Source organism: Verrucomicrobiota bacterium (assembly GCA_016871495.1).
GTDB lineage: Bacteria > Verrucomicrobiota > Verrucomicrobiia > Limisphaerales > VHDF01 > VHDF01.
In genome coordinates, this window is the sequence record VHDF01000012.1 from 57,505 (window position 1) to 75,957 (window position 18,453).

16 protein-coding genes are annotated in these 18,453 nt (G+C 61.7%); 12 read left to right on the forward strand and 4 right to left on the reverse strand.

Features of this window, described 5'->3' with window-relative positions; all coding sequences use genetic code 11:
• Positions 1-5: 5 nt before the first annotated feature.
• The 4 genes from FJ404_04435 to FJ404_04450 all read left to right on the forward strand — a co-directional run bounded on the left by FJ404_04435 (position 6) and on the right by FJ404_04450 (position 3,971).
• A complete protein-coding gene (locus tag FJ404_04435) occupies positions 6-1,265 on the forward strand; it encodes a phosphoribosylamine--glycine ligase (protein MBM3822134.1) in 1,260 nt (419 codons plus the stop codon).
• Positions 1,228-2,412, forward strand: coding sequence for an alanine racemase (gene alr / locus FJ404_04440; protein ID MBM3822135.1), 1,185 nt, complete (start codon positions 1,228-1,230; stop codon positions 2,410-2,412). Before FJ404_04435 ends, alr begins: the two co-directional genes overlap by 38 nt.
• 58 nt (positions 2,413-2,470) lie before the next feature.
• Positions 2,471-3,259 (forward strand): hypothetical protein, encoded by a 789-nt coding sequence (locus FJ404_04445; protein MBM3822136.1) that lies wholly within the window; start codon positions 2,471-2,473, stop codon positions 3,257-3,259.
• A gap of 367 nt (positions 3,260-3,626) precedes the next feature.
• Entirely contained in the window at positions 3,627-3,971 is a 345-nt protein-coding gene (locus FJ404_04450; GenBank protein ID MBM3822137.1) for an RNA-binding protein, read from the forward strand.
• Here the strand turns inward: FJ404_04450 and FJ404_04455 are convergent.
• Complete coding sequence (locus FJ404_04455) at positions 3,926-4,810, reverse strand: ketopantoate hydroxymethyltransferase (GenBank protein ID MBM3822138.1); 885 nt, start codon at positions 4,808-4,810, stop codon at positions 3,926-3,928. The genes FJ404_04450 and FJ404_04455 overlap by 46 nt on opposite strands.
• Positions 4,811-4,920: 110 nt before the next feature.
• Here FJ404_04455 and FJ404_04460 point away from each other — a divergent pair, with 110 nt between their 5' ends.
• On the forward strand, positions 4,921-6,366 hold the full coding sequence (locus FJ404_04460) for a serine/threonine protein kinase (GenBank protein MBM3822139.1): 1,446 nt from the start codon (positions 4,921-4,923) through the stop codon (positions 6,364-6,366).
• Positions 6,367-6,721: 355 nt separating this feature from the next.
• On the opposite strand, the gene FJ404_04465 is transcribed toward FJ404_04460, so the two are convergent.
• Entirely contained in the window at positions 6,722-8,509 is a 1,788-nt protein-coding gene (locus FJ404_04465; protein MBM3822140.1) for a gluconolactonase, read from the reverse strand.
• Positions 8,510-8,934: 425 nt separating this feature from the next.
• Between FJ404_04465 and fabG the strand changes: the two genes are divergently transcribed.
• The 5 genes from fabG (at position 8,935) to holA (ending at position 13,156) form a co-directional block, all read left to right on the forward strand.
• Positions 8,935-9,681, forward strand: coding sequence for a 3-oxoacyl-[acyl-carrier-protein] reductase (gene fabG, locus FJ404_04470; GenBank protein ID MBM3822141.1), 747 nt, complete (start codon positions 8,935-8,937; stop codon positions 9,679-9,681).
• 141 nt (positions 9,682-9,822) lie between these two features.
• Positions 9,823-10,071 (forward strand): acyl carrier protein, encoded by a 249-nt coding sequence (acpP, locus tag FJ404_04475; protein MBM3822142.1) that lies wholly within the window; start codon positions 9,823-9,825, stop codon positions 10,069-10,071.
• Positions 10,072-10,131: 60 nt separating this feature from the next.
• Positions 10,132-11,391: a beta-ketoacyl-ACP synthase II gene (gene fabF, locus FJ404_04480; GenBank protein MBM3822143.1), complete on the forward strand. Its 1,260-nt coding sequence runs from the start codon at positions 10,132-10,134 to the stop codon at positions 11,389-11,391.
• Between the two features lie 70 nt (positions 11,392-11,461).
• Positions 11,462-11,938, forward strand: a complete 477-nt coding sequence (locus FJ404_04485) for a bifunctional nuclease family protein (protein MBM3822144.1) — start codon at positions 11,462-11,464, stop codon at positions 11,936-11,938.
• Between the two features lie 75 nt (positions 11,939-12,013).
• On the forward strand, positions 12,014-13,156 hold the full coding sequence (gene holA / locus FJ404_04490) for a DNA polymerase III subunit delta (GenBank protein MBM3822145.1): 1,143 nt from the start codon (positions 12,014-12,016) through the stop codon (positions 13,154-13,156).
• 7 nt (positions 13,157-13,163) lie between these two features.
• Here holA and FJ404_04495 read toward each other — a convergent pair whose 3' ends face one another.
• A complete protein-coding gene (locus tag FJ404_04495; protein ID MBM3822146.1) occupies positions 13,164-14,720 on the reverse strand; it encodes a methionine--tRNA ligase in 1,557 nt (518 codons plus the stop codon).
• Between the two features lie 78 nt (positions 14,721-14,798).
• On the opposite strand from FJ404_04495, the gene FJ404_04500 reads away from it, so the two are divergent.
• Entirely contained in the window at positions 14,799-15,119 is a 321-nt protein-coding gene (locus tag FJ404_04500; protein MBM3822147.1) for a hypothetical protein, read from the forward strand.
• 424 nt (positions 15,120-15,543) lie between these two features.
• On the opposite strand, the gene FJ404_04505 is transcribed toward FJ404_04500, so the two are convergent.
• Entirely contained in the window at positions 15,544-16,899 is a 1,356-nt protein-coding gene (locus FJ404_04505; GenBank protein ID MBM3822148.1) for an exo-alpha-sialidase, read from the reverse strand.
• Between the two features lie 334 nt (positions 16,900-17,233).
• Between FJ404_04505 and FJ404_04510 the strand changes: the two genes are divergently transcribed.
• Positions 17,234-17,779: a Uma2 family endonuclease gene (locus FJ404_04510; GenBank protein MBM3822149.1), complete on the forward strand. Its 546-nt coding sequence runs from the start codon at positions 17,234-17,236 to the stop codon at positions 17,777-17,779.
• Positions 17,780-18,453 lie beyond the last annotated feature (674 nt).

Sequence of the window (18,453 nt, forward strand, 5' to 3'; positions counted from 1 at the left end):
GTTCGATGTCTGACCCTCTCGATGTGATCGTTTTGGGCGTCGGCGCTTTCACGCACGGCGTGATGCGTGCCCTGGCGGATGATGGTGCCAAAGTGCGCGCCTTTCTCACCCGAAATTACGGGCACTATGGCCCCCGATTGGCGGGAGAGTGTTGGGACGCTTCCCAGGCGAGCAGTCCCTTGGACCTTCCGGGGGCCCGTCAAGCCAGCCTCTTCTTGCCCATGTCGCTCGAATGGGCGCTGAAGCCATGGACCGCGGAGGTGCTGGACAGTGGGGTGCCGATTCTCTGTCCCACGGGCGAGGGGTTGCGTTTGGAGCGAGAACGGGATTGTGCGAGGGCCTTGTGTGAACGATTTGGGATCCCTTTTCCAAGGTCCTACTTCGCAGCCAATGGCGCTGAGGCCTTGCATTACACGAGGCGCCATCCGGCCGGTTATGTCTTGAAGAACCCGCTCTGTGCTCCCAACAGTCCACTCCACACCATCGCCTGTGAGACGGTGGCCGAGACTGAGGCTTGGATCCGCCGGGTCGATGATCGCGAGGGCATCTTTTTGCAGGAATACCTCGGACGAAGGGAGGCGGGGCATATTGCACTTGTCAGCGCGGGCGAGTTGTATTCCCTGGTGACCAATCAGGAATACAAACGGGCCTTCGACGGCAACCAAGGGATTGTGGCGGGCGCGCCCCTGGGCGGTTTGGTCGAAGCCGATCCTGAAGATCGTTACGGGTTGGCCGCGGAGCTTTTGCGTCCTCTTTTGCCATGGTTTCGGGAAGTCCGCTTTCATGGTCCCGTTCAAGTGACGGCCATGCGGCATCGCGATCGCTGGCACGTGTTGGAATACAATGTGAGGCTTGGTGTGACGAGCGGGCCGATGTTGTCGCGGATGCTGAAGGATCCGGCCTCCGTGTTTCTGGCTGCCGCCCGGAATTTACCTTTACGTCCTGTGTTCAAGCCGGGGCTTCGCTTTGGATGTTCGCTCACGCTGGCGGGATATGGGTATCCGTTTACGTCTTTGGAGGGGCCGGAGGTGCCGGTGGAGGTGCGGGGTCCGTTCTCGTGCGACGTGTGGTGGAATGAAGTGCGCGCGGATTCCGCGGGCGCTCCGGTGGCCACGGGGCATCGCGTGGCCGATGTGTGCGCATTAGCCGGAGAATTGGAGGACGCCATCGCCTTGGCTTATGAGAACATCCGGCGCATCCGGGTGATGGGAAGCTATTTTCGAACCGATGTGGGAAGGAGTTTATGGCCGCCCGGTTCGGAGTAACCCCATGACGCACGACGAGCATGGCCGGGGCGCCTGGATCGAGATCGACATCGGGAACCTGCAGGCCAATTTTGAAAAGATCCGCGCGGAGCTTCCGGCGCGAGTCGGCATGCTGTCCGTGGTCAAAGCGGGTGGTTACGGGCATGGCGCCGAGTGGGTGGCGCGGTGCGCGCTGGACCAGGGTGCTTTCGGGCTCGGAGTGGCGACGATCGGCGAGGCGGCACCGTTGCGTAGAGCTTTTCCCGAGGCAAGAATCCTCATGCTGGCCAATCCCATGCCGGAGGATTTCCAACCCGCGGTCGAATTAAAAGTGACGTTGTGTCCGGGCCAGATGGAGACGCTGGAGCGGATGGAGCATTTTGGCCGCGGGCGTGGCGAACCCTTGCTCATCCACCTCAAGATCAACACGGGGATGAACCGCTATGGTTTGCGGTGGGACGAGGTGGAGTCATGGACCTCGCGGATGCGAACCTTTCGGCACGTGCGGCTGGAAGGTGTTTTTTCGCATTTCGCCATGAGTGATGAGGCGGACAAGACCTCCGCGATTCTCCAGATGGAGCGATTCGCGGCGGTCCTGGAAGTCATGAAACGCTCGGGGTTGGATCCCGGGTTGAGACATCTTTGCAACAGCGGCGGATTTCTGGATTTGCCGGGAGCCCACTGGGACGTGGTGCGGCTGGGATTGCTGCCGCTGGGGGTGTTTCCATCCAAAGTGTGCCGACGCATTCCGGGGATTGAGCCGGTGTTGTCGGTTAAAGCCCGCCTCGCCGCGATTCAGCGCATCAAGCCTGGCGAAACGGTCGGATACGGTTTGCGCTACACCGCGACGTGTGAGCGCGTGATGGGGATCGTGCCGTTGGGATACGGCGATGGTTTTCCCAGGGTTCGAAACGAAGGGGAAGTGCTGGTGGGCGGAAGGCGCGCACCCCTGGCCGGGTCCGTCGCGATGGACGCGTTTGCGGTGGATTTGACTGAAATACCCGAGGCCAGGTTGTACGACGAAGTGGTGGTGTTGGGGCGGCAAGGGAGTGAGGAAATTCGGGCCGAGGAAATGGCGGCGTTGAAGAAGAGCGTGACTTATGATCTGTTGTCCGGGTGGCGCGGACGGCTGCCCCGTCGCCTTGCGGATCCCCGGACTCGGGGTTAACCCGCATCGCATCTTTCCGGTCGCGGAATCCATATGAAATCTCCGGGCGAACCGGCTCATGAGACTGATCTTCTCCGAATCCGAACCTGACTACTCTCGCTATTGTTATCCTTACGTTGTTTGGGCCGCGCCCGATCCCGAGGATGAGCCTGTCCATTTTTTCCAGGCCGGATTCCTTCCCGCGTCGCCTGCCATGGACAGCTATTATCTGACCCGGCAGTTGAGGCTGCCCTTGGGCTGTTTTCGGTTGAGCTCCGAAAACCGGAGAATTCTGCGCAAGGGCGCTCCGCTTCGATGCCGGCTGATTGCCAAGGGCGATTATGAAGTGACGGCGGACAAGCGGGATCGATGGTTGGGCTACGCGGACGCGAGATTTGGCCCGGGAGTCATGTCGGCGCGCAGGCTCCAAGGATTGTTGGAGGGGGAAGTCATCTCCCATTTTCTGGTGTTTGAGGACGAGGCACGGGACGGACACGAGGTCGGTATCGTTCTGTTGTACCTGTCGCGTCCTACCCTGGCGTTTTATTATTACGCATTCTATGATTTGGAATATTTGAGCCGCAATCTCGGCATGTACATGATGACGCGGGCGGCCGAGCTTTTCGCGGCGGAGGGATTTTCGTGGCTGCATCTGGGCACGTGCTATTCGGAAAGGGCGCTTTACAAGACCCAGTTCTCGGGGATCGAGTTTTTCAATGGTTTTCGATGGTCGAGCGATCTTGACTCCTTGAAACACTTGTTGCGCAGGGACGTTCGATCGGCTCACGCCCTGCAAGATCCGGTGTTTCTAGGCATGGAAGGCGGGTTACCCTCGATCTTGAAGACGCGCGGTTTCCGTCTGGCATGAATGGGCAGCCCCCGGGCTGGAGGAGGTTGAAGCCCGGCTTCGAGGCCTTTGGGGGTGACCCCGGCGCGCGAGGCCGGAGTTCGGCTCCTCCCCCTTCCCATGCGTGACCATCCCTGCCGGGATTGCGCCGACGCCCAGACCGGCGCAGCCCTGTTTCTGACCTGCACCCCGGGGAAAGTTTCTTCTGCGCCGCCCCCGCGCGACCCGCTGCGGCTGGCTTCCAGCACGGCCGCGCTCCGAACGTCAGATTGCGGCTGCCCCTGTGCGCGGAAATGTCAAAAATCCGAAGTTGACAAAGCGGGGCATCTGTCGAAGTAGTTTGAGCGAAGAGTAACGGCGCACCCCAAGAGTGCCACGGGAAGATTCTATGATTTCGAACGAACGGCCTTCGCCCTACGGGCATCACGGACAACGGCACGGCCAGGGCCATGGCCACGGACACAACAACCATCGCTCGCACGATTCCGGGGCGCGCGGTTCCTCCCAGGAGGATACCCTTCAATCGACCAAGATTCAGATCGAGCGCAAGACGTTCGTTCTGACCTTGAAGGAGAATGCCCGGGGCCGCTTTTTGAGGATCACCGAGGATGTGAACGGCCGCCGCGACACCATTATCATTCCATCCACGGGCCTCGAGGAATTCCGCAAAGCCGTGGAGGAGATGGTTCAGGTTTCCGACGAGACGCCGCCGCGCAATGACGGCATGGAGTGAGGCCGGACTTTTCCGGACGAGGCGCGCCCGGATTCTCCCCAGCTCTGGCAGACCGTGGCGAGCAAGGCCGGATTCATCTCGACACAATGGGAACGTTCCGGGAAGCGCCCTTCCTGCACGTCCGCGATGTATTCCTTGAAGGCCGCGACGCGTTCGCGCTGGAGGCGTCGATACTCTTCGGCGAAATGGCGGTAGGCTTTGGCGTGCCTCGGCGGACGCTCATCGTAGTCGCCGAGAAGATCGTCCGAGAACAGAAATTGAGTGTCGCATCCACTTCCGGATCCGAGCGACATGAGCAGCATCGAGGTGTTGCGGCAAAGCTCGCGCGCTAGGTTTTGAGGGACGACTTCAAGCTCCGCCGCATAAGCCCCGGCTTGTTCCAGTTCCTTCATCTGGCGGAAGAGTTGGAGCGCTTCCTCCACCGTTTTTCCGACCGCGCGGTATCCTGTCCACGTGACATGCCTCGGCACGAGGCCGAGGTGTCCCACCACCGGCAGTCCTTCACGCGCCATGGCTTCGATGATGCGGGGGCTGGCGGAGCAATACACGGAGCTGGCGCCGAGTTCGAGGGCGCGGAATCCTACGCGAATGGCCTCTTCGGCCGAAGCCAGCCCGTGGGGAGTGGCGGCGCTGATGAAACTCTGAGGCGCTGCTTCCACGAGTTTCGGAAGGCGGGCTTGAGCTTCAGGGGAATCAAAACTGCAACTCATCAAATCGACGCCCGCTTCCTCCGCGGCCGCTGCTTCCTCGGGCGATTTGACATGAATATGCGTGAGGCATCGGCGGCCTTTGAATTGGCGCAGGTCATGGACGGTGTATTTTTTTCGAGGACGGAGCATGCGGTGGAGCATGAGCGAGCGGCGAGGCCGATTCAATCCCCCTGATCCAGACAGGATGATTCGGAAAGTGCTGAAACCTTTTGCCTTCCAGACTAGTCTGAGGGGGTGGCATGAGTAGCGAGAAAGTGACGAGCGGATGGCGTTTTCCTTTGGTGGTGGCGCTGGGGGCGAACGGATCGGTGGCGGGAGCGCTGGCCTGGATGCTGCGGCCGCAAGCGGAGTTCTCCCGCATTCTCGCGGTGGCCCGGACGGGGAGCAGCGGCGAGACCTATGCGTTCGACGGGCATGGCAAGTTGATCTCGCAAAGCCGGTTCGACGATCAATTGCGGCGTTTGGGTTTGATCGAGAATCGAGAGGAATCCACCTCGGCGCTCACGCTCGTCTTGCGCGATCCGGGTCGGCGCCTCGCGGAAGGGCCCAGTGTGAATCCGACGGGCGGGGAATCGCTCATGGCAAGCGTGGCGGCGGCGGTGGCAGGCGGTTCGGGGGTGCAAACCGCTGCGTTTCGGGATTATCGAGGCGTGGATGTCGTCGGGGCCTGGCGCTGGTTGGAATCCAAGGGATTTGGTGTGGCGACTCAGATTGACGCGGCCGAAGCTTTTGCCACGCAAAGAATGTTGAGGCAATGGTTCGCCTTGCTGCTGGCACTGCTCGGGCTCTGCACCTTGGGGATGTTGTTGATTGCGCAGAGAAACCGGATTTGGAAGTCGCGTTTTAACGAGGCGAGCCTGAAGGCGAAGCAGCTCGGTCAATACGACCTCATTGAAAAGATCGGCGAAGGGGGGATGGGGGTGGTCTACAAGGCCCGGCACGCGCTTTTACGCCGGGAAACCGCGGTCAAGCTTCTCCTGCCTGACCGGGCCAACGAACGAGCCCTGCGTCGCTTCGAGCAGGAAGTCCGGCTCACCTGCCGTTTGACCCATCCGAACACCATTCAGATTTTTGACTACGGCCATACCCCCGAGGGAATTTTCTATTACGCGATGGAGTATTTGAAGGGATTGAATCTGGCGGAACTTCTCCGGATCGCCGGGCCCCTTCCCGAGTCTCGCGTCATTCACATTCTGAGGCAGATCTGCGACTCCCTGCACGAGGCCCACCAGGCGGGATTAATCCACCGGGACATCAAACTCGAGAACATCCTGGTGGTGCAACGCGCGGGCCTGGCGGACTCCGTCAAGGTGCTTGATTTCGGACTGGTGATGGAGCTGCGAGATCCCGAGGAGTCCACGGCGCCGACGGCGGCGCGGCGCCTGGTGGGAACACCGCGTTACATGGCGCCCGAGACGATCGAGAATCCGGACCGGGCCGATCCCCGCAGTGATCTCTACGCTTTGGGGGTGGTCAGTTACTGCCTCATGACCGGCCAGCACGTTTTCGAAGGCACCTCGGTCACGACGCTCGTTGAGCGCCATGTGAAGGCCCCCCCCCGTCACCCCGGGCACGGTGGCGGGACGGAGTTTTTGTCCAGTGCTCGAGTCGGAGACGATGCGATGTCTCGCGAAAGACCCTGGACAGCGTCCGCAGTCGGCCCGCGAATTTCAGGCCGCCATTGAGCGAAGCGCGCATGCGCGAGGCTGGACTTCGGAAATGGCTGAAGCGTGGTGGTGCGAGAAGGATCGCCTGGCTCCGGCCCCTCGCCAAGTCATCTCACACGAAGAAGTGGCGGAATTGGCCGCGACCCCGCCTATCGATCTGAACCATCGAACTTGAGACGGGCCGTGGCGCCTGGGCCTTCGCCATGCCCGGCGAGCTCTCTCGTGCCCCTCGGGGGGCTAGCCCGGAAATTTCATACGGAGCTTGAATCCGCGACAGTGTGCCGCGTGAGGGCACGCGGCCTACAATCGCGCCTGCCTCCGTGTTCGTAGGCGCGGTGTCCTCACCGGGCGTCCCGTGCATGAAACATGCGGGCTAGAGCCGGGGTGCGGGGGGCTTGATGGGCGGCCTGAAGGAGTGAACTCCCTTGGCCTTGGTCTTTCGTTTGAAGACTTTATCCCCGCAGGTGACGTAAAGCTCGTTGAAGTCCCGGCCGCCGAAGGCCACGTTGGACAGCCACTTGTTCTGAGGCTTGGGAATGATGCCGTTGACGCGACCGGCCTGGTCACACACTTGGATGCCCAAGGAGGTCGTGACGTAAAGCCGGCCTTCCGTATCCACTTTCATGCCGTCCGCGCCGCTTCCCGTGGAGGCGTCGGGAAGATGCAAATGGAAATAGGGCTGCTTATGGGTAAGGGAGCCGTCCTCGCGGATTTGGAAGGAATACACGAATTGGCCGCGGGTGTCCGCGACGTAGAGCAGGGTTTGGTCGGGTGAAGTCACCACCCCGTTGGGGAATGGGATGCCTTCATCAACGACGCGTTTGGCTCCCTCGGCATCGACGTGATACACGCGTTTGTTGTTGGGGTCGGTGAAGTAACCATCGTTCACCCGGGAAACGCAATCATTGCTGGTGACGCCTTCCAGGACCGTTTCCTCCTTCCCCGTTGGGTCGTAGCGGAGGATCGCCATTTTCCCGGAGGCTGCGGCGTAGAGGTAACCGTCGGCGCTGAACGCGAGTCCGTTCGCCTGTCCCGTGTTTTCCGCGAAGACGCTGACGCGTCCGTCGAGGCTGACCTTATGAATCCGGCTGTTCGGAATATCGGTGAAAAAAACCTCGCCGTCTCCGTTGGCGATGGGTCCCTCGGTGAATCCGTGGCCCTGGCTGACCTGGGTCCATTCCTCGCCCGGAATGAGGATTTGCATGATGGGTTGTTTGGAGCCTTTCCCTTTGGCAATCGGTTGATCGTGATTCTTCCAGAGCCAGCGCATGGCGTCGGGGAAGATGGCGCCGCCATGCTTGCCGTTGTGTCCGCCGTCACCCCAGACGTGGGTGACTTCATAACCCGCGAACTCCAGGGCCGAGAGCATGTCCTGGTTGGCGACCCACCAATTGCCGCCGTAAATGTTGAGATCCGCCGAGCCGTCCTGCAAAAAGACGCGGATTGGCTTGGGCTCGGTTTTTCGGATCAAGGTCGGATACTCATTGCCGCCACGCAGACCGACGTAGGTCCCGATCGTGCTGAAGACGCGTCCGAACGCGTCCGGCCGCTCCCAGGCGGCGGTGAAGGCGCAGATGGCTCCGGAGCTCGCGCCGGCGATCGCGCGGCTTTCGGGCCCGGTCTTAAGGGCGTATTTCCGGGCCAGGTCGGGGATGACTTCCTCCAAAAGAAACCGCGCGTAGCGATCCCCCATCGAATCGTATTCGAAGCTGCGATTGTAGCGAGGCAGGGCATTGGAGGACGGAGCGGGGACCACGCCTGGATTGAGGAAGAGCCCCAAGGTGACGGGCATGGAGCCCTCGTGAATCAGATTGTCGAATACGGTGGGCACGCGGTAGGACCCGTTCGTGCTCACGTAACCTCCGCCGTCCTGGAAGACCATAAGGCAGGCGGGTTCGGAGGGCTTGTATTGAGCGGGCACGTACACCCAGCCGTCGCGAACCGTGCCGGGGAAGAGGTTGGTGGAGGTCCAGGAAAACTTTTCGACGCGGCCACGGGGCACTCCGTCCTTGGGGAAGCTGTCCGGTCCCAACTTGTAGTCATCGGCGGCGCGGAGTCCGGCGGGTTCGGCGGCGAGCGCGAGCGCGAGCGCGGGGAGCAACGGACGCAGTTTTCTGGCGAGCAGCGAAAGGAATCCGTAAAGCGGGAGCACTGGTGGCATCGAGGGCATGAAGCGCATGATGCGCCAATCTTTCGGGGACGGCAACGATTAGGTGCGGGCTGAGGCGGCGGGCCGTGTATCCCGATGTTGTTGGTAGGGCGGGCCTGTCCCAGCCCGCCGCCCACTGGATGCAAAACATCATGCTCCGGCGGCGCGCCATCGAGTTGCCGGACGCAGCGCGGCCTTCAGGCCGCATGAGGGTGTGGCTGCAATCGAGCATGGCGTGTTCGAGGCGCGAGGTGAGCGCCAGGGCGAACCCTTTCATCTCGGACAGACTGCGCGACTGGAGGACATAGGGCGGGCTGGCATGCGGGCGCTGAAGCGCCGTGAACGGCGCGGTCCGGGGCACGGCACCTCATAGGTGCCGGGCATCCGAATGGTGAAAATATTGACTTCCGGGTGGGTGGACTCCAGAAGTGGCGGCGATGAATGCATCGTTGGCGAATCAGGTGGCGGTGGTGACCGGCGCGGGCCGGGGCATTGGTCGTGCCATCGCGATGCGCCTGGCACTGGCCGGCGCTGATGTCGTGTGCCTGGCGAGGTCGCTGGACCAGGTGGAAGCGGTGGCGGGGGAGGCGCGGGCGCTGGGAAGAAAGGCCTGGGCTTACGCTCTTGATGTTTCCGATGGAGCCGGCGTGTCGTCGGTCTGCGAGCGCGTTTTGGCGGACGCGGGCCGGGTGGACATTTTGGTGAACAACGCGGGTGTGACGCGCGACGGCTTGTTGATGCGCATGAGCGACGCGGATTGGGACACGGTATTGCAGACGAATTTGAGGGGCGCGTTTTTGATGACGCGCGCCTTCAGCCGGGCGTTTCTGAAGCAGCGGTCCGGGCGGATCATCAATGTGACTTCGGTGATTGGCTTGATTGGAAACGCGGGCCAGGCCAATTACGCGGCCAGCAAGGCGGGTTTGATCGGGTTCACGCAGTCGGTGGCCAGGGAGTTTGCGTCGCGCGGCATCACCGTGAATGCGATTGCCCCCGGGTTCATTGGCACTGACATGACGAAAGAGCTCGGGGACGAATTGAAAGCCGAGGTCTTGAAGCGGATCCCGCTGAATCGGTTCGGGGAACCCGAGGACATCGCCGAAGCGGCTTGTTATCTCGCGAGTCCCGGCGCGCGATACGTGACCGGCCAGGTGCTGGCGGTCGATGGCGGAATGACGATGTGAAGCATATTTCGACCATGGCCGAACGTGGCGTTCAGACTGGTGAAAGCCTCCTTGAAGACGTGATCCGAAATTTCCCAATCGGGGCTTGACGCTTCCAGGGGGGTTGCTTAGAGACAGGTCCAAAACATACTGGAGATTTCAATGGCATCCGACAAATCTATCGAGCAGCGCGTTAAAAACATCATCGTCGAGCAGCTTGGCGTCAACGCTGACCAAGTGACTCCCGAGGCGAAGTTCATCGAAGACCTGGGGGCGGATTCGCTCGACACGGTCGAGTTGGTCATGGCTTTGGAGGAAGAATTCGGCCAGGAGATTCCTGATGAGGAAGCCGAGAAGCTTCAAAGCGTGGGCGATGTGATCAAGCACATCGAGGAGTCCCTGCAAAAGTAACGGGTTTCGATTTCGGCGGGGCAGCGCCACGGACCAGCCTGGGCTGCCCTCTTTCTTTTCATGCCTGTTTTCGCGCCAGAACGCCGTGTGGTGGTGACCGGAATCGGGGTGGTGTCTTCGCTGGGGCACGACATCGATGTTTTTTGGTCGAACCTGATTGCCGGCCGCTGCGGCATCGACACCATCAAAGCCTTCGATGTCGCCGCTTACGACTGCAAGATCGCGGCGGAGGTCAAGGATTTCGATCCGGCACCCGCGTTTCCGACGCCCAAGGAAATTCGGCGCACCGACCGGTTCGCGCAGTTTGGCATCTATGCGGGCCACCGGGCGTTGCTGGATTCCGGCCTCGATTTGGAGAAGATCGATCGCGACACCACCGGAGTCTTCATTGGCTCGGGCATCGGAGGGCTCTACACGACCGAGGAGCAGCACAAGGTTCTGCTGGCCAAGGGGCCGGGAAGGCTCTCGCCCTTCATGATCCCGATGCTGATTCTGAACATGGCTTCGGGTTTGTTTTCGATGTACCACCGCCTGCGGGGGCCGAATTTCGCGACTTGCTCCGCGTGTGCCACCTCGACCCACGCGTTGGGCGAGGCGTGGCGTACGATCAAGATGGGGGATGCGGAAGTGATTTTTGCCGGAGGCACCGAAGCCACGATCGTGCCGCTTGGGATCGGCGGGTTTTGCGCGATGCGCGCCTTGAGCACGAGGAACGAGGCGCCGCAAAAGGCGTCGCGTCCCTTCGATCAAGGACGGGACGGGTTTGTGATGGGCGAGGGGGCAGGGGTGCTGGTGCTGGAGGAACTCCAGCACGCGATGGCGCGGGGCGCCCGAATTTATTGTGAGATCGTCGGTTATGGCAACACGGCGGACGCCAATCACATGACGGCCCCGGCTCCCGAGGGAGAAGGAGCGGCCCGGTGCATGAAAATGGCGCTTCGATCCGCGGGATTGACGCCCGAAGCCATCACCTACATCAACGCGCATGGCACCTCGACACCGCAGGGCGACATTTGCGAGACGGAGGCGATCAAGTCGGTGTTTGGGGAGCGCGCCCGCCAACTGGCCGTCAGTTCGACCAAAGGCGCCACCGGACACATGCTGGGCGCGGCGGGCGCCGTGGAAATGGCGATTTGCGCCAAAGCCATCCAGTCCGGAGTGGTGCCGCCGACGTTGAACTACGAAACCCCGGATCCCGAATGCGATCTGGATTACGTGCCCAATCAAGCCCGCGAACTTCGCGTCGAAGCCATCTTGAACAACTCATTCGGTTTTGGAGGTCATAACGCCACGATCGCCGCCCGCCGCTTTGAGGGCTGAGTCGGCTCCGTCCCGGAAGCCGTGTTTCCGAGAGCCTTGTTTTTTGAGGGGCGAGGATTAGAGTGAGCGCATGAAGAAGGACGTCGTGCCGGTGGAAATCCGGGGCATTTATCCCGCCAACAGCGGGTGCGCCATTTTCGTGGGCAACGACCGAAAGGTGTTTGTGATCCAGGTGGAGCACAACATGGGGGCTGTGATTGGAATGTTTCTTCGCGGCACGCCGAAGGAGCGACCGCTGACGCACGATTTGATCTCCTCCCTGCTCCAAGGATTCACTATCACGGTGGAGCGCGTGGTCATCACGGAACTGAGGAACGCGACGTATTTTGCGCGGCTGATTTTGAAGCAAAAGAACGAGCTCGGGCAGAAGATCGTCGAGATTGACGCGCGGCCCAGTGATTGCCTCGCCTTGGCGAGCGCCCAGAAAAGTCGGATTTTCGTCGCGGCCACCTTGTTCGAGCAGGTGGAGGACATGACCGAGCTGCTGCATCGCATTCACGAAGCCGGGAGCGAGGGCGAAGGAACGGGCGAAAACGAGAATACCTGAGGACTCGATGCCGGCGGCGCTTTTTCCGTAGCTTGATCGGCTTGGCGCTCCGCACGATTCAACCGCCAACGGTCCATGGCCCCAGCTGCTTCCAAAGACCCTCCGATCCTGCTGGCGATTGGCGAAGACGATTTCAACAGCCACCGTCGATGCCGCGAGGCGATTTCCCGATGGAAGGAGTCCATGCCGGGCGCGGAAGAGGAAGTGGTGGATGGGGCTTGCGGGAACGGTGGGGAAGCCCTGAAGGCCATCGCACGGTTGCGCGAGGCCATGCAAACCCTTCCCTTTTTCGGGACGGGCAAAATCATCTGGCTGAAACGCTGCACTTTCCTGGCCGAGGATAAGACGTCCGAGAGCCAGGCGGTGACGGCCGAGCTCAAGGATCTGGCCCAGGAATTCAAGTCCTTCGATTGGAGCCAGGTCCGGCTCGCACTGGACGCTCCCAAGGTCGATCGGAGGAAATCGTTTTACAAGGCGGTGGAGGGCTTGGCTTCCGTGGAATCGTTCGCTTGCCTTTCGGTGGACGACAGGGATTGGATGGCCAAGGCGGAGATGCTTGCGGCCCGCCACCTCAAGTCCCTGGGACATCGCATCGATGAGGAAGCCTTGGGAGAGTTGGTCTCCCGCGTCGGCCCCGATACTCGTGTCCTGGCGAACGAGGTTGAGAAGCTCTCGTTGTATGCCCACGGAAGGGCCAAGTTGGAACTGGCGGACGTTCGCGCTGTGATCACCGTTCAGAAGCAAGCCAAAGCGTTCGCCTTGGGCGACGCCGTGGGTGATCGGGATCTGCCCCGGGTCTTGAAGGCCTTGGACGACGAATTATGGTCGATGGGCTCCGGCTCCCAGAAGTCCGCGATTGGACTGCTCTATGGTGTGATCAGCAAAGTGCGCGTCATGATCCTGGTCCAGGAATTGTTAAGGCTTGGGTATCTGCTTCCGAATTACGAATACGCCAGGATCAAGCCGGCGCTGGAACGGATTCCGCAGGGTGTTTTGCCAACGGATGCCAAGTACGACCCCCGTCAGATCAACCCGTACGTCCTTTTTCGGGCGTTGCCCCAAGCGCGTCGCTACACAAGTTCGGAGTTGATCGAGGCGATGGCGAGTCTGCTGGAATGCAATCGCAAGCTGGTGGGCAGCGGGCTGGATGCGTCGCTGTTGCTCCAGCAGACCCTGATTGGGATCGTGGGCCGTCCGCCTTCCAAAACGGGACGTTAAGTTCCGGCTACTTCGCGAGATCGCGGCGCGGAAAGAGTGGGGCGGGTTCACCCACTTGATGGCCTTGTTTCAAGCCTCCCCAATCCGCATCCGACCGGCTTTCGCCCGCCGCGGGCAAACCCAATTGCTCGTGAATGCGCCTGGAGGTTCCGGGCAGGAAGGGAGCCAGCAACACCCCCAGGACCCGGGTGACCTCCGCGAGGTTGTAGAGGACTTGATCCAGGCGGTCGGATTGCGAGGGGTCTTTGGCGAGTTTGAACGGGGCCGTTTGATCCACAAACTGATTGGCCCGCGTGATCAGCATTCCGATTTCGACCAGCGCTTTTTGCAGTTCCTGCCGGTCTAGAGCGGCATAAACGGATTCGGCCGTGCGGGTGGCGTCCGGCGCCAGTTCCGCGTGCGGGGCGGGCACCAAGCCCTGGCGATACCGCCGCAGCATGGAGAGCGACCGGTTCACCAGGTTGCCGAGCCCGTTGGCCAGTTCGGCGTTGTAGCGCCCCTGGAAGCTGGCATCCGTCCAGTTGCCATCCGGACCGATATCCAGTTCGCGCACCACATGGAACCTGAACGCATCGACGCCCCAGTCCCGGGTCACCTCGAGGGGATCCACGACGTTGCCGGTGCTCTTGCTCATTTTCTGGCTGTCTTTCTGCCACCAGCCGTGGGCGAGAATCATGCGGGGCAGGGGCAGTCCCATGGCCTTGAGCATGATGGGCCAATAGACGGCATGAAACTTTAGAATGTCTTTCCCGATGAGGTGGATATCGGCCGGCCAGATCCGCGGACCCTGCGGCGAGGAAGGCAGTCCAAGCGGTTCGCACACCCCTGGATCCCCCAATGCCGCTGGAATGCTGACGTAGTTTACCAGGGCGTCGAACCACACGTAGGTGACGTAATCGCGGTCGAACGGCAGCGGAATGCCCCAAGCGAGGCGCGCGCGCGGACGCGAGATGCACAAGTCCTCGAGTTTCTGGCTCCGCAGGAATCCCAGGATTTCGTTGCGCCGATATTCAGGTTGGATGAACTCGGGGTGGGCGAGAATGTATTCGGTGAGCCACGCCTGATGCTCCCCCAGCCGGAAATTGTAATTCTCCTCGGAGAGCGTGACCACCTCGCCGTAAGCGGGATCGAAAGTACCGTCCGCGCGGCGGTCTTTTTCCGTGAGGAAGGTCTCCTCTTTGGTGGAGTAAAAACCCTGATAGGTGGTCTTGTAAAAATGACCCGAGGCGTGCAACCGGGTGAGGATGGTTTGCACAACCTGCTGATGGCGGCTGGAAGTGGTGCGAACGAAATCGTCGCAGGAGATGCCCATCTGTTCGGCGAAGGCGCGCCATTGATCCGCGAGGCGGTCGCAGTAGGTTTGCGGATCCCGTTGTTCGGACTGCGCGGCTTGCTGGACCTTTTGTCCGTGTTCGTCGAGTCCGGTGAGAAAGAAGACTTCCTCTCCGCGCGCCCGGCGGGCTCGCGCGATGACGTCGGCCAGAATTTTTTCGTAGGCGTGGCCGAGGTGAGGCTGGCCGTTGACGTAATCAATGGCGGTCGTGATGTAGAACCGTTTGTGCATCCGCGCGCGAGTGTGCGGCAAAGCCCTTTGGTTTGGCAATGGCTCGCGCCGATTCGGGATCCAAGCCGGTGCATCCCGATGTTGGCGGTGATGCAGGTAGGGCGCGTCCGTCCCGGCGCGCCGCCGGAGCATGATGTTTTGCATCCAGTGGGCGGCGGGCTGGGACAGGCCCGCCCTACCAACAACATCGGGATACACGGGATCCAAGCCCGGTGCCTCTGTGAGTCGTCCATGGCGAGCGCAGCCCTGCCGGGGCGCGCCGTTCACGCCGCATCAACGCCGGAAATGGGAGCAGCGTTGCGAAAGTGCGATGGGGTCTCTCGGTGTGAAGACTGGCAGATCACGCACGATGGGCTGCGCCTCGGGAAGAAATCAGCGCGGTTTGGCATGCAGGCCTGAAGCGGCGTGAACGGCGCGGTCCGGCTGCGGAGCGCGGCGTTTGCGGCGCATCAACGCCGGAAATAGGAGCAGCATTGCGAAAGTGCGACGGGGTCTCTCGGTGTGAGGCCAGGCAGATCACGCCTGATGGGCTGCGTCACGGGAGGAAATCGGTGCTGTTTGGCATGCAGGCCTGAAGCGCCGTGAACGGCGCGGTCCGGAGCGCGGCTTTCACGCCTCATCAGGGTGTATCTCAGTAGAGGCTTGGCAAGTCCAAGGGACAATGATCTTGCCAGGGCGAAGGCATTGACCCTGGGCGGGCCAAGGAAAGAGAAGAGACCGCCGCGGGCGCGTTCGTGTGCGTGGAAGGTAACCGTCCGGCGGAGCCGTCTTACGGCACGGGCGGCGGGCGTCTGGTGGAGGCGTCGGGTGCCGGCGGCCATGCTTAAGGTTGCGACAGCCACTCCAAGTTGAATCGCGCGGCGCGGATCTGTTCGCCGGATTCGAAGAGGCAAAGGACAGAACCGTCCGGAAGCACGGCCAGATCGGAATAGGCAGAAGCGCCCGGATCGAGTGTTTTCTGCACCGGCCACGTTTCACCATGGTCCCGGCTGAGTTTCAGGGTGAGGTTCTCGCGGGCTCCGCGTCCGCCCGGGATTTCCTGGCCGTCCGCGTGGCGCGCGAGCCGGTGTGGGTTCGAAAACAGCAGTGTGCCGGGCGATGGAGGCACGGCCACGAGGCCGGCCATGCAGATGGGCTCCCAGAGTTCCGGATGGAAGCGGGGTGGAGTCCACCGGGTCGCTCCGTCGGGGCTGGTGGTGATGAGCTTGCGGCTGGTGCGGGATTCGTTGCGGGCGATCAGCATCACGTGTCCATTGGACAACTCGGCGATTGTGCTTTCATTGGGATCGCGAAACTCGCCTTCGTTGGGAATGGCGATCTCGCCCGCTTTCCAGGACTGGCCGTGATCGTCGCTGTAGAGTGTGGCGCAGGCCGAGGGGTGATGGTCTCCCGTGTTGCCATAGGCGAGCCAAACCGGGACCAGGAGTCTTCCGGAACGAAGCTGGATGCCGTGGCCGGGACCGGTGGCGATCACTGTCCAGGGGTAGCGATTCCGAAGAGGTTCGAAGGCATCCGTGATGTCTCGCGGGGTGGTCCAGGTGACGCCATCATCCTCGCTGCGCATGGAGAAGCAGCGGGCATAATTGACGCCATAGAGAAACTCGAGGGTTCCCTTGGCGTGGTTGACGATCGCCACGGGATTGTGGACCGTCTGTTCCCGTTCGCCTCCGCGGGGTTTGCGGGGGTTCCCCTCCAGTCGGGTTCCGTGGTGCGCGATTTTTCGCGCTTCGGTCCAGGTTCGTCCCTGGTCGATGGACCGGCGCAAATGGATTTCGATTTCGCCCCAATCGGCGCTGTTGTTCCTGCGCGCCTCGGCATAAGCGAGGATGGTCCCCTTGGGAGTGACCACAACGCCTGGAATTCGATAGCGTTTGACCCCGTTCAGCCCGGCCGGAAAGACGTCTGATTTCTGAAGCACTGGAGCGCCGAGGGGAGATGAACCATGCCAGAGGAAGAGAACCACCGCGGCGAGGGCGCGGGAACCGTGCCTCCGCAAGGATCTGTCTGGGGCGCGGCTGGGTTGGAGCCCGGCTGCTTCAGGCCGTGTGGGCGGTGCCGGAGGAATCTTCGGCGAGCTCGAGACAGGCCACGATGCTGCGGCTGGGCTATCGACACAGCCGCGCTTCGGAACGCCACATGGTTGACGGCGACAATCTATGGAGGCACCAGCGGGGGACATCGCTGCGCTTGTTATGAGCTCAACCGCTCGCCGGGTCACTGTCGAATTTGGGAGGGATGGAACTTTGGACGGTGCATGCCGAAGTCGGCGGCAGGGTGGCGGATCCGACCTGGCGCTCGATGATTGGCATGTTGGTCATCACGAGGTTTCGCTTTCGGAGCGGACTGACCTGCATTCTTGAAGCGCCTTGAACGGCGCGGTCCGTCGGCGGAGCGTGGCGTTCAAGGGTCCTCGCGCCTGGCGTTCCGTCGGCTCCGCCTGCTCTACAGCAGTCCGCTCCCTCCTCGGTATTGAGCGGTTGACGCCCGGCCCACGGCCGCAATAAGTTAAAAGCATGGCGTCATTGACACTCGATCTTCCGCCACAGAAAACACAGACCGCCTCGAATCTGCGACGCTGGGCGGAAGTGCTGGCCGACCCGGAACTGGCCAGGTTTGAAGGCCGAGTCGAAACCGACCGCCATGGTCACGTGATCATGAGTCCTCCTCCTGCCCCAACTCATGGAAGCTTTCAGTCGGAGATTGCTTATTTGCTTCGCTGTCTCATGGAGCGTGGTCGCGTGATCACCGAATGTCCGGTCTCAACCGCAGACGGTGTCAAAGCCGCCGATGTGGCTTGGGCGTCACCGACGCGCATGGATGAGTTGGGTGATCGGGTCTGTTTTCCCCGCGCGCCGGAAATCTGCGTGGAAGTGGTTTCGCCAGGCAATAGGGCGGCGGAGATCCAAGAAAAAATGGCATTGTATTTCGACGCCGGCGCGAAGGAGGTCTGGACCTGCGGCGAAACTGGAGCGATGAGTTTCTTTTCCGCCAGGAGCGCGCGGCCTCAAAGAGCGTCGCGGATCTGTCCCCGGTTCCCGGAACGCGTAGCGCTTCGCTGAGAACGAGAGAACAGACCTCTCCCAATGCGAGAGCGGAAGTGCCGTGAACGGCGCGGTCCGGCGGGGCGGAGCGCAGTGTTCACGCCGCATCAACGCCGAAAAGGGAAGCAGCGTGGTGAAAGTGCGATGCGGTCACTCGGCAGCGGTCCACGGGCCAATGACGGTGGGGGCTTGTTCCAGGGCGCCGGAGTATTCAATCTCGAAACTCTGAGCGCTGGTGGATCGGACACGCAAGCCCGGGGCGCGATAGTAGCGTTCGCGCGCGCCCGGCGTGAAATTCAAGAGTTTGACCCGGAGGAGGGATTCACAGTCGTCGAGCACACCGTTCTTATTCTGGTCCCCGAGGCCGAGGGCGAGCTCCGCGCGGTCGGCGATTCCGTTTCGATTGCAATCACCTGGAGGAGCCGGTTCGCAACCGTCGGCCAGGAGGTTGCGATTGTGGTCCGGGAGAATCCCGGACGCGATGTCGCAGAGGTCGGGAATGCCGTTGCCATTGCAGTCTTCGACGAGCCCGGCCCGAATCTCCTCCCGATCGGCAATGCCGTTGTGGTTGCAATCCCCCGGTGCGGCCAGGTTGATCGGATAGGCGCGGACGCTCGATCCGGCGGAGTCCACATAATGTGCCAGCAGGGTGGCGGCGCTCCTGTCCTCGTGGCGCAAGGAGAACGGGCCGA

What these genes read in the sequence shown, in the direction of transcription:
- FJ404_04435 (MBM3822134.1), top strand. Translation starts at nt 6, where the DNA reads ATGTCTGACCCTCTCGATGTGATCGTTTTGGGCGTCGGCGCTTTCACG.
- alr (MBM3822135.1), top strand. Translation starts at nt 1,228, where the DNA reads ATGTGGGAAGGAGTTTATGGCCGCCCGGTTCGGAGTAACCCCATGACG.
- FJ404_04445 (MBM3822136.1), top strand. Translation starts at nt 2,471, where the DNA reads ATGAGACTGATCTTCTCCGAATCCGAACCTGACTACTCTCGCTATTGT.
- FJ404_04450 (MBM3822137.1), top strand. Translation starts at nt 3,627, where the DNA reads ATGATTTCGAACGAACGGCCTTCGCCCTACGGGCATCACGGACAACGG.
- FJ404_04455 (MBM3822138.1), bottom strand. Translation starts at nt 4,810, where the DNA reads ATGCTCCGTCCTCGAAAAAAATACACCGTCCATGACCTGCGCCAATTC.
- FJ404_04460 (MBM3822139.1), top strand. Translation starts at nt 4,921, where the DNA reads ATGAGTAGCGAGAAAGTGACGAGCGGATGGCGTTTTCCTTTGGTGGTG.
- FJ404_04465 (MBM3822140.1), bottom strand. Translation starts at nt 8,509, where the DNA reads ATGCCACCAGTGCTCCCGCTTTACGGATTCCTTTCGCTGCTCGCCAGA.
- fabG (MBM3822141.1), top strand. Translation starts at nt 8,935, where the DNA reads ATGAATGCATCGTTGGCGAATCAGGTGGCGGTGGTGACCGGCGCGGGC.
- acpP (MBM3822142.1), top strand. Translation starts at nt 9,823, where the DNA reads ATGGCATCCGACAAATCTATCGAGCAGCGCGTTAAAAACATCATCGTC.
- fabF (MBM3822143.1), top strand. Translation starts at nt 10,132, where the DNA reads ATGCCTGTTTTCGCGCCAGAACGCCGTGTGGTGGTGACCGGAATCGGG.
- FJ404_04485 (MBM3822144.1), top strand. Translation starts at nt 11,462, where the DNA reads ATGAAGAAGGACGTCGTGCCGGTGGAAATCCGGGGCATTTATCCCGCC.
- holA (MBM3822145.1), top strand. Translation starts at nt 12,014, where the DNA reads ATGGCCCCAGCTGCTTCCAAAGACCCTCCGATCCTGCTGGCGATTGGC.
- FJ404_04495 (MBM3822146.1), bottom strand. Translation starts at nt 14,720, where the DNA reads ATGCACAAACGGTTCTACATCACGACCGCCATTGATTACGTCAACGGC.
- FJ404_04500 (MBM3822147.1), top strand. Translation starts at nt 14,799, where the DNA reads ATGTTGGCGGTGATGCAGGTAGGGCGCGTCCGTCCCGGCGCGCCGCCG.
- FJ404_04505 (MBM3822148.1), bottom strand. Translation starts at nt 16,899, where the DNA reads ATGTCCCCCGCTGGTGCCTCCATAGATTGTCGCCGTCAACCATGTGGC.
- FJ404_04510 (MBM3822149.1), top strand. Translation starts at nt 17,234, where the DNA reads ATGGCGTCATTGACACTCGATCTTCCGCCACAGAAAACACAGACCGCC.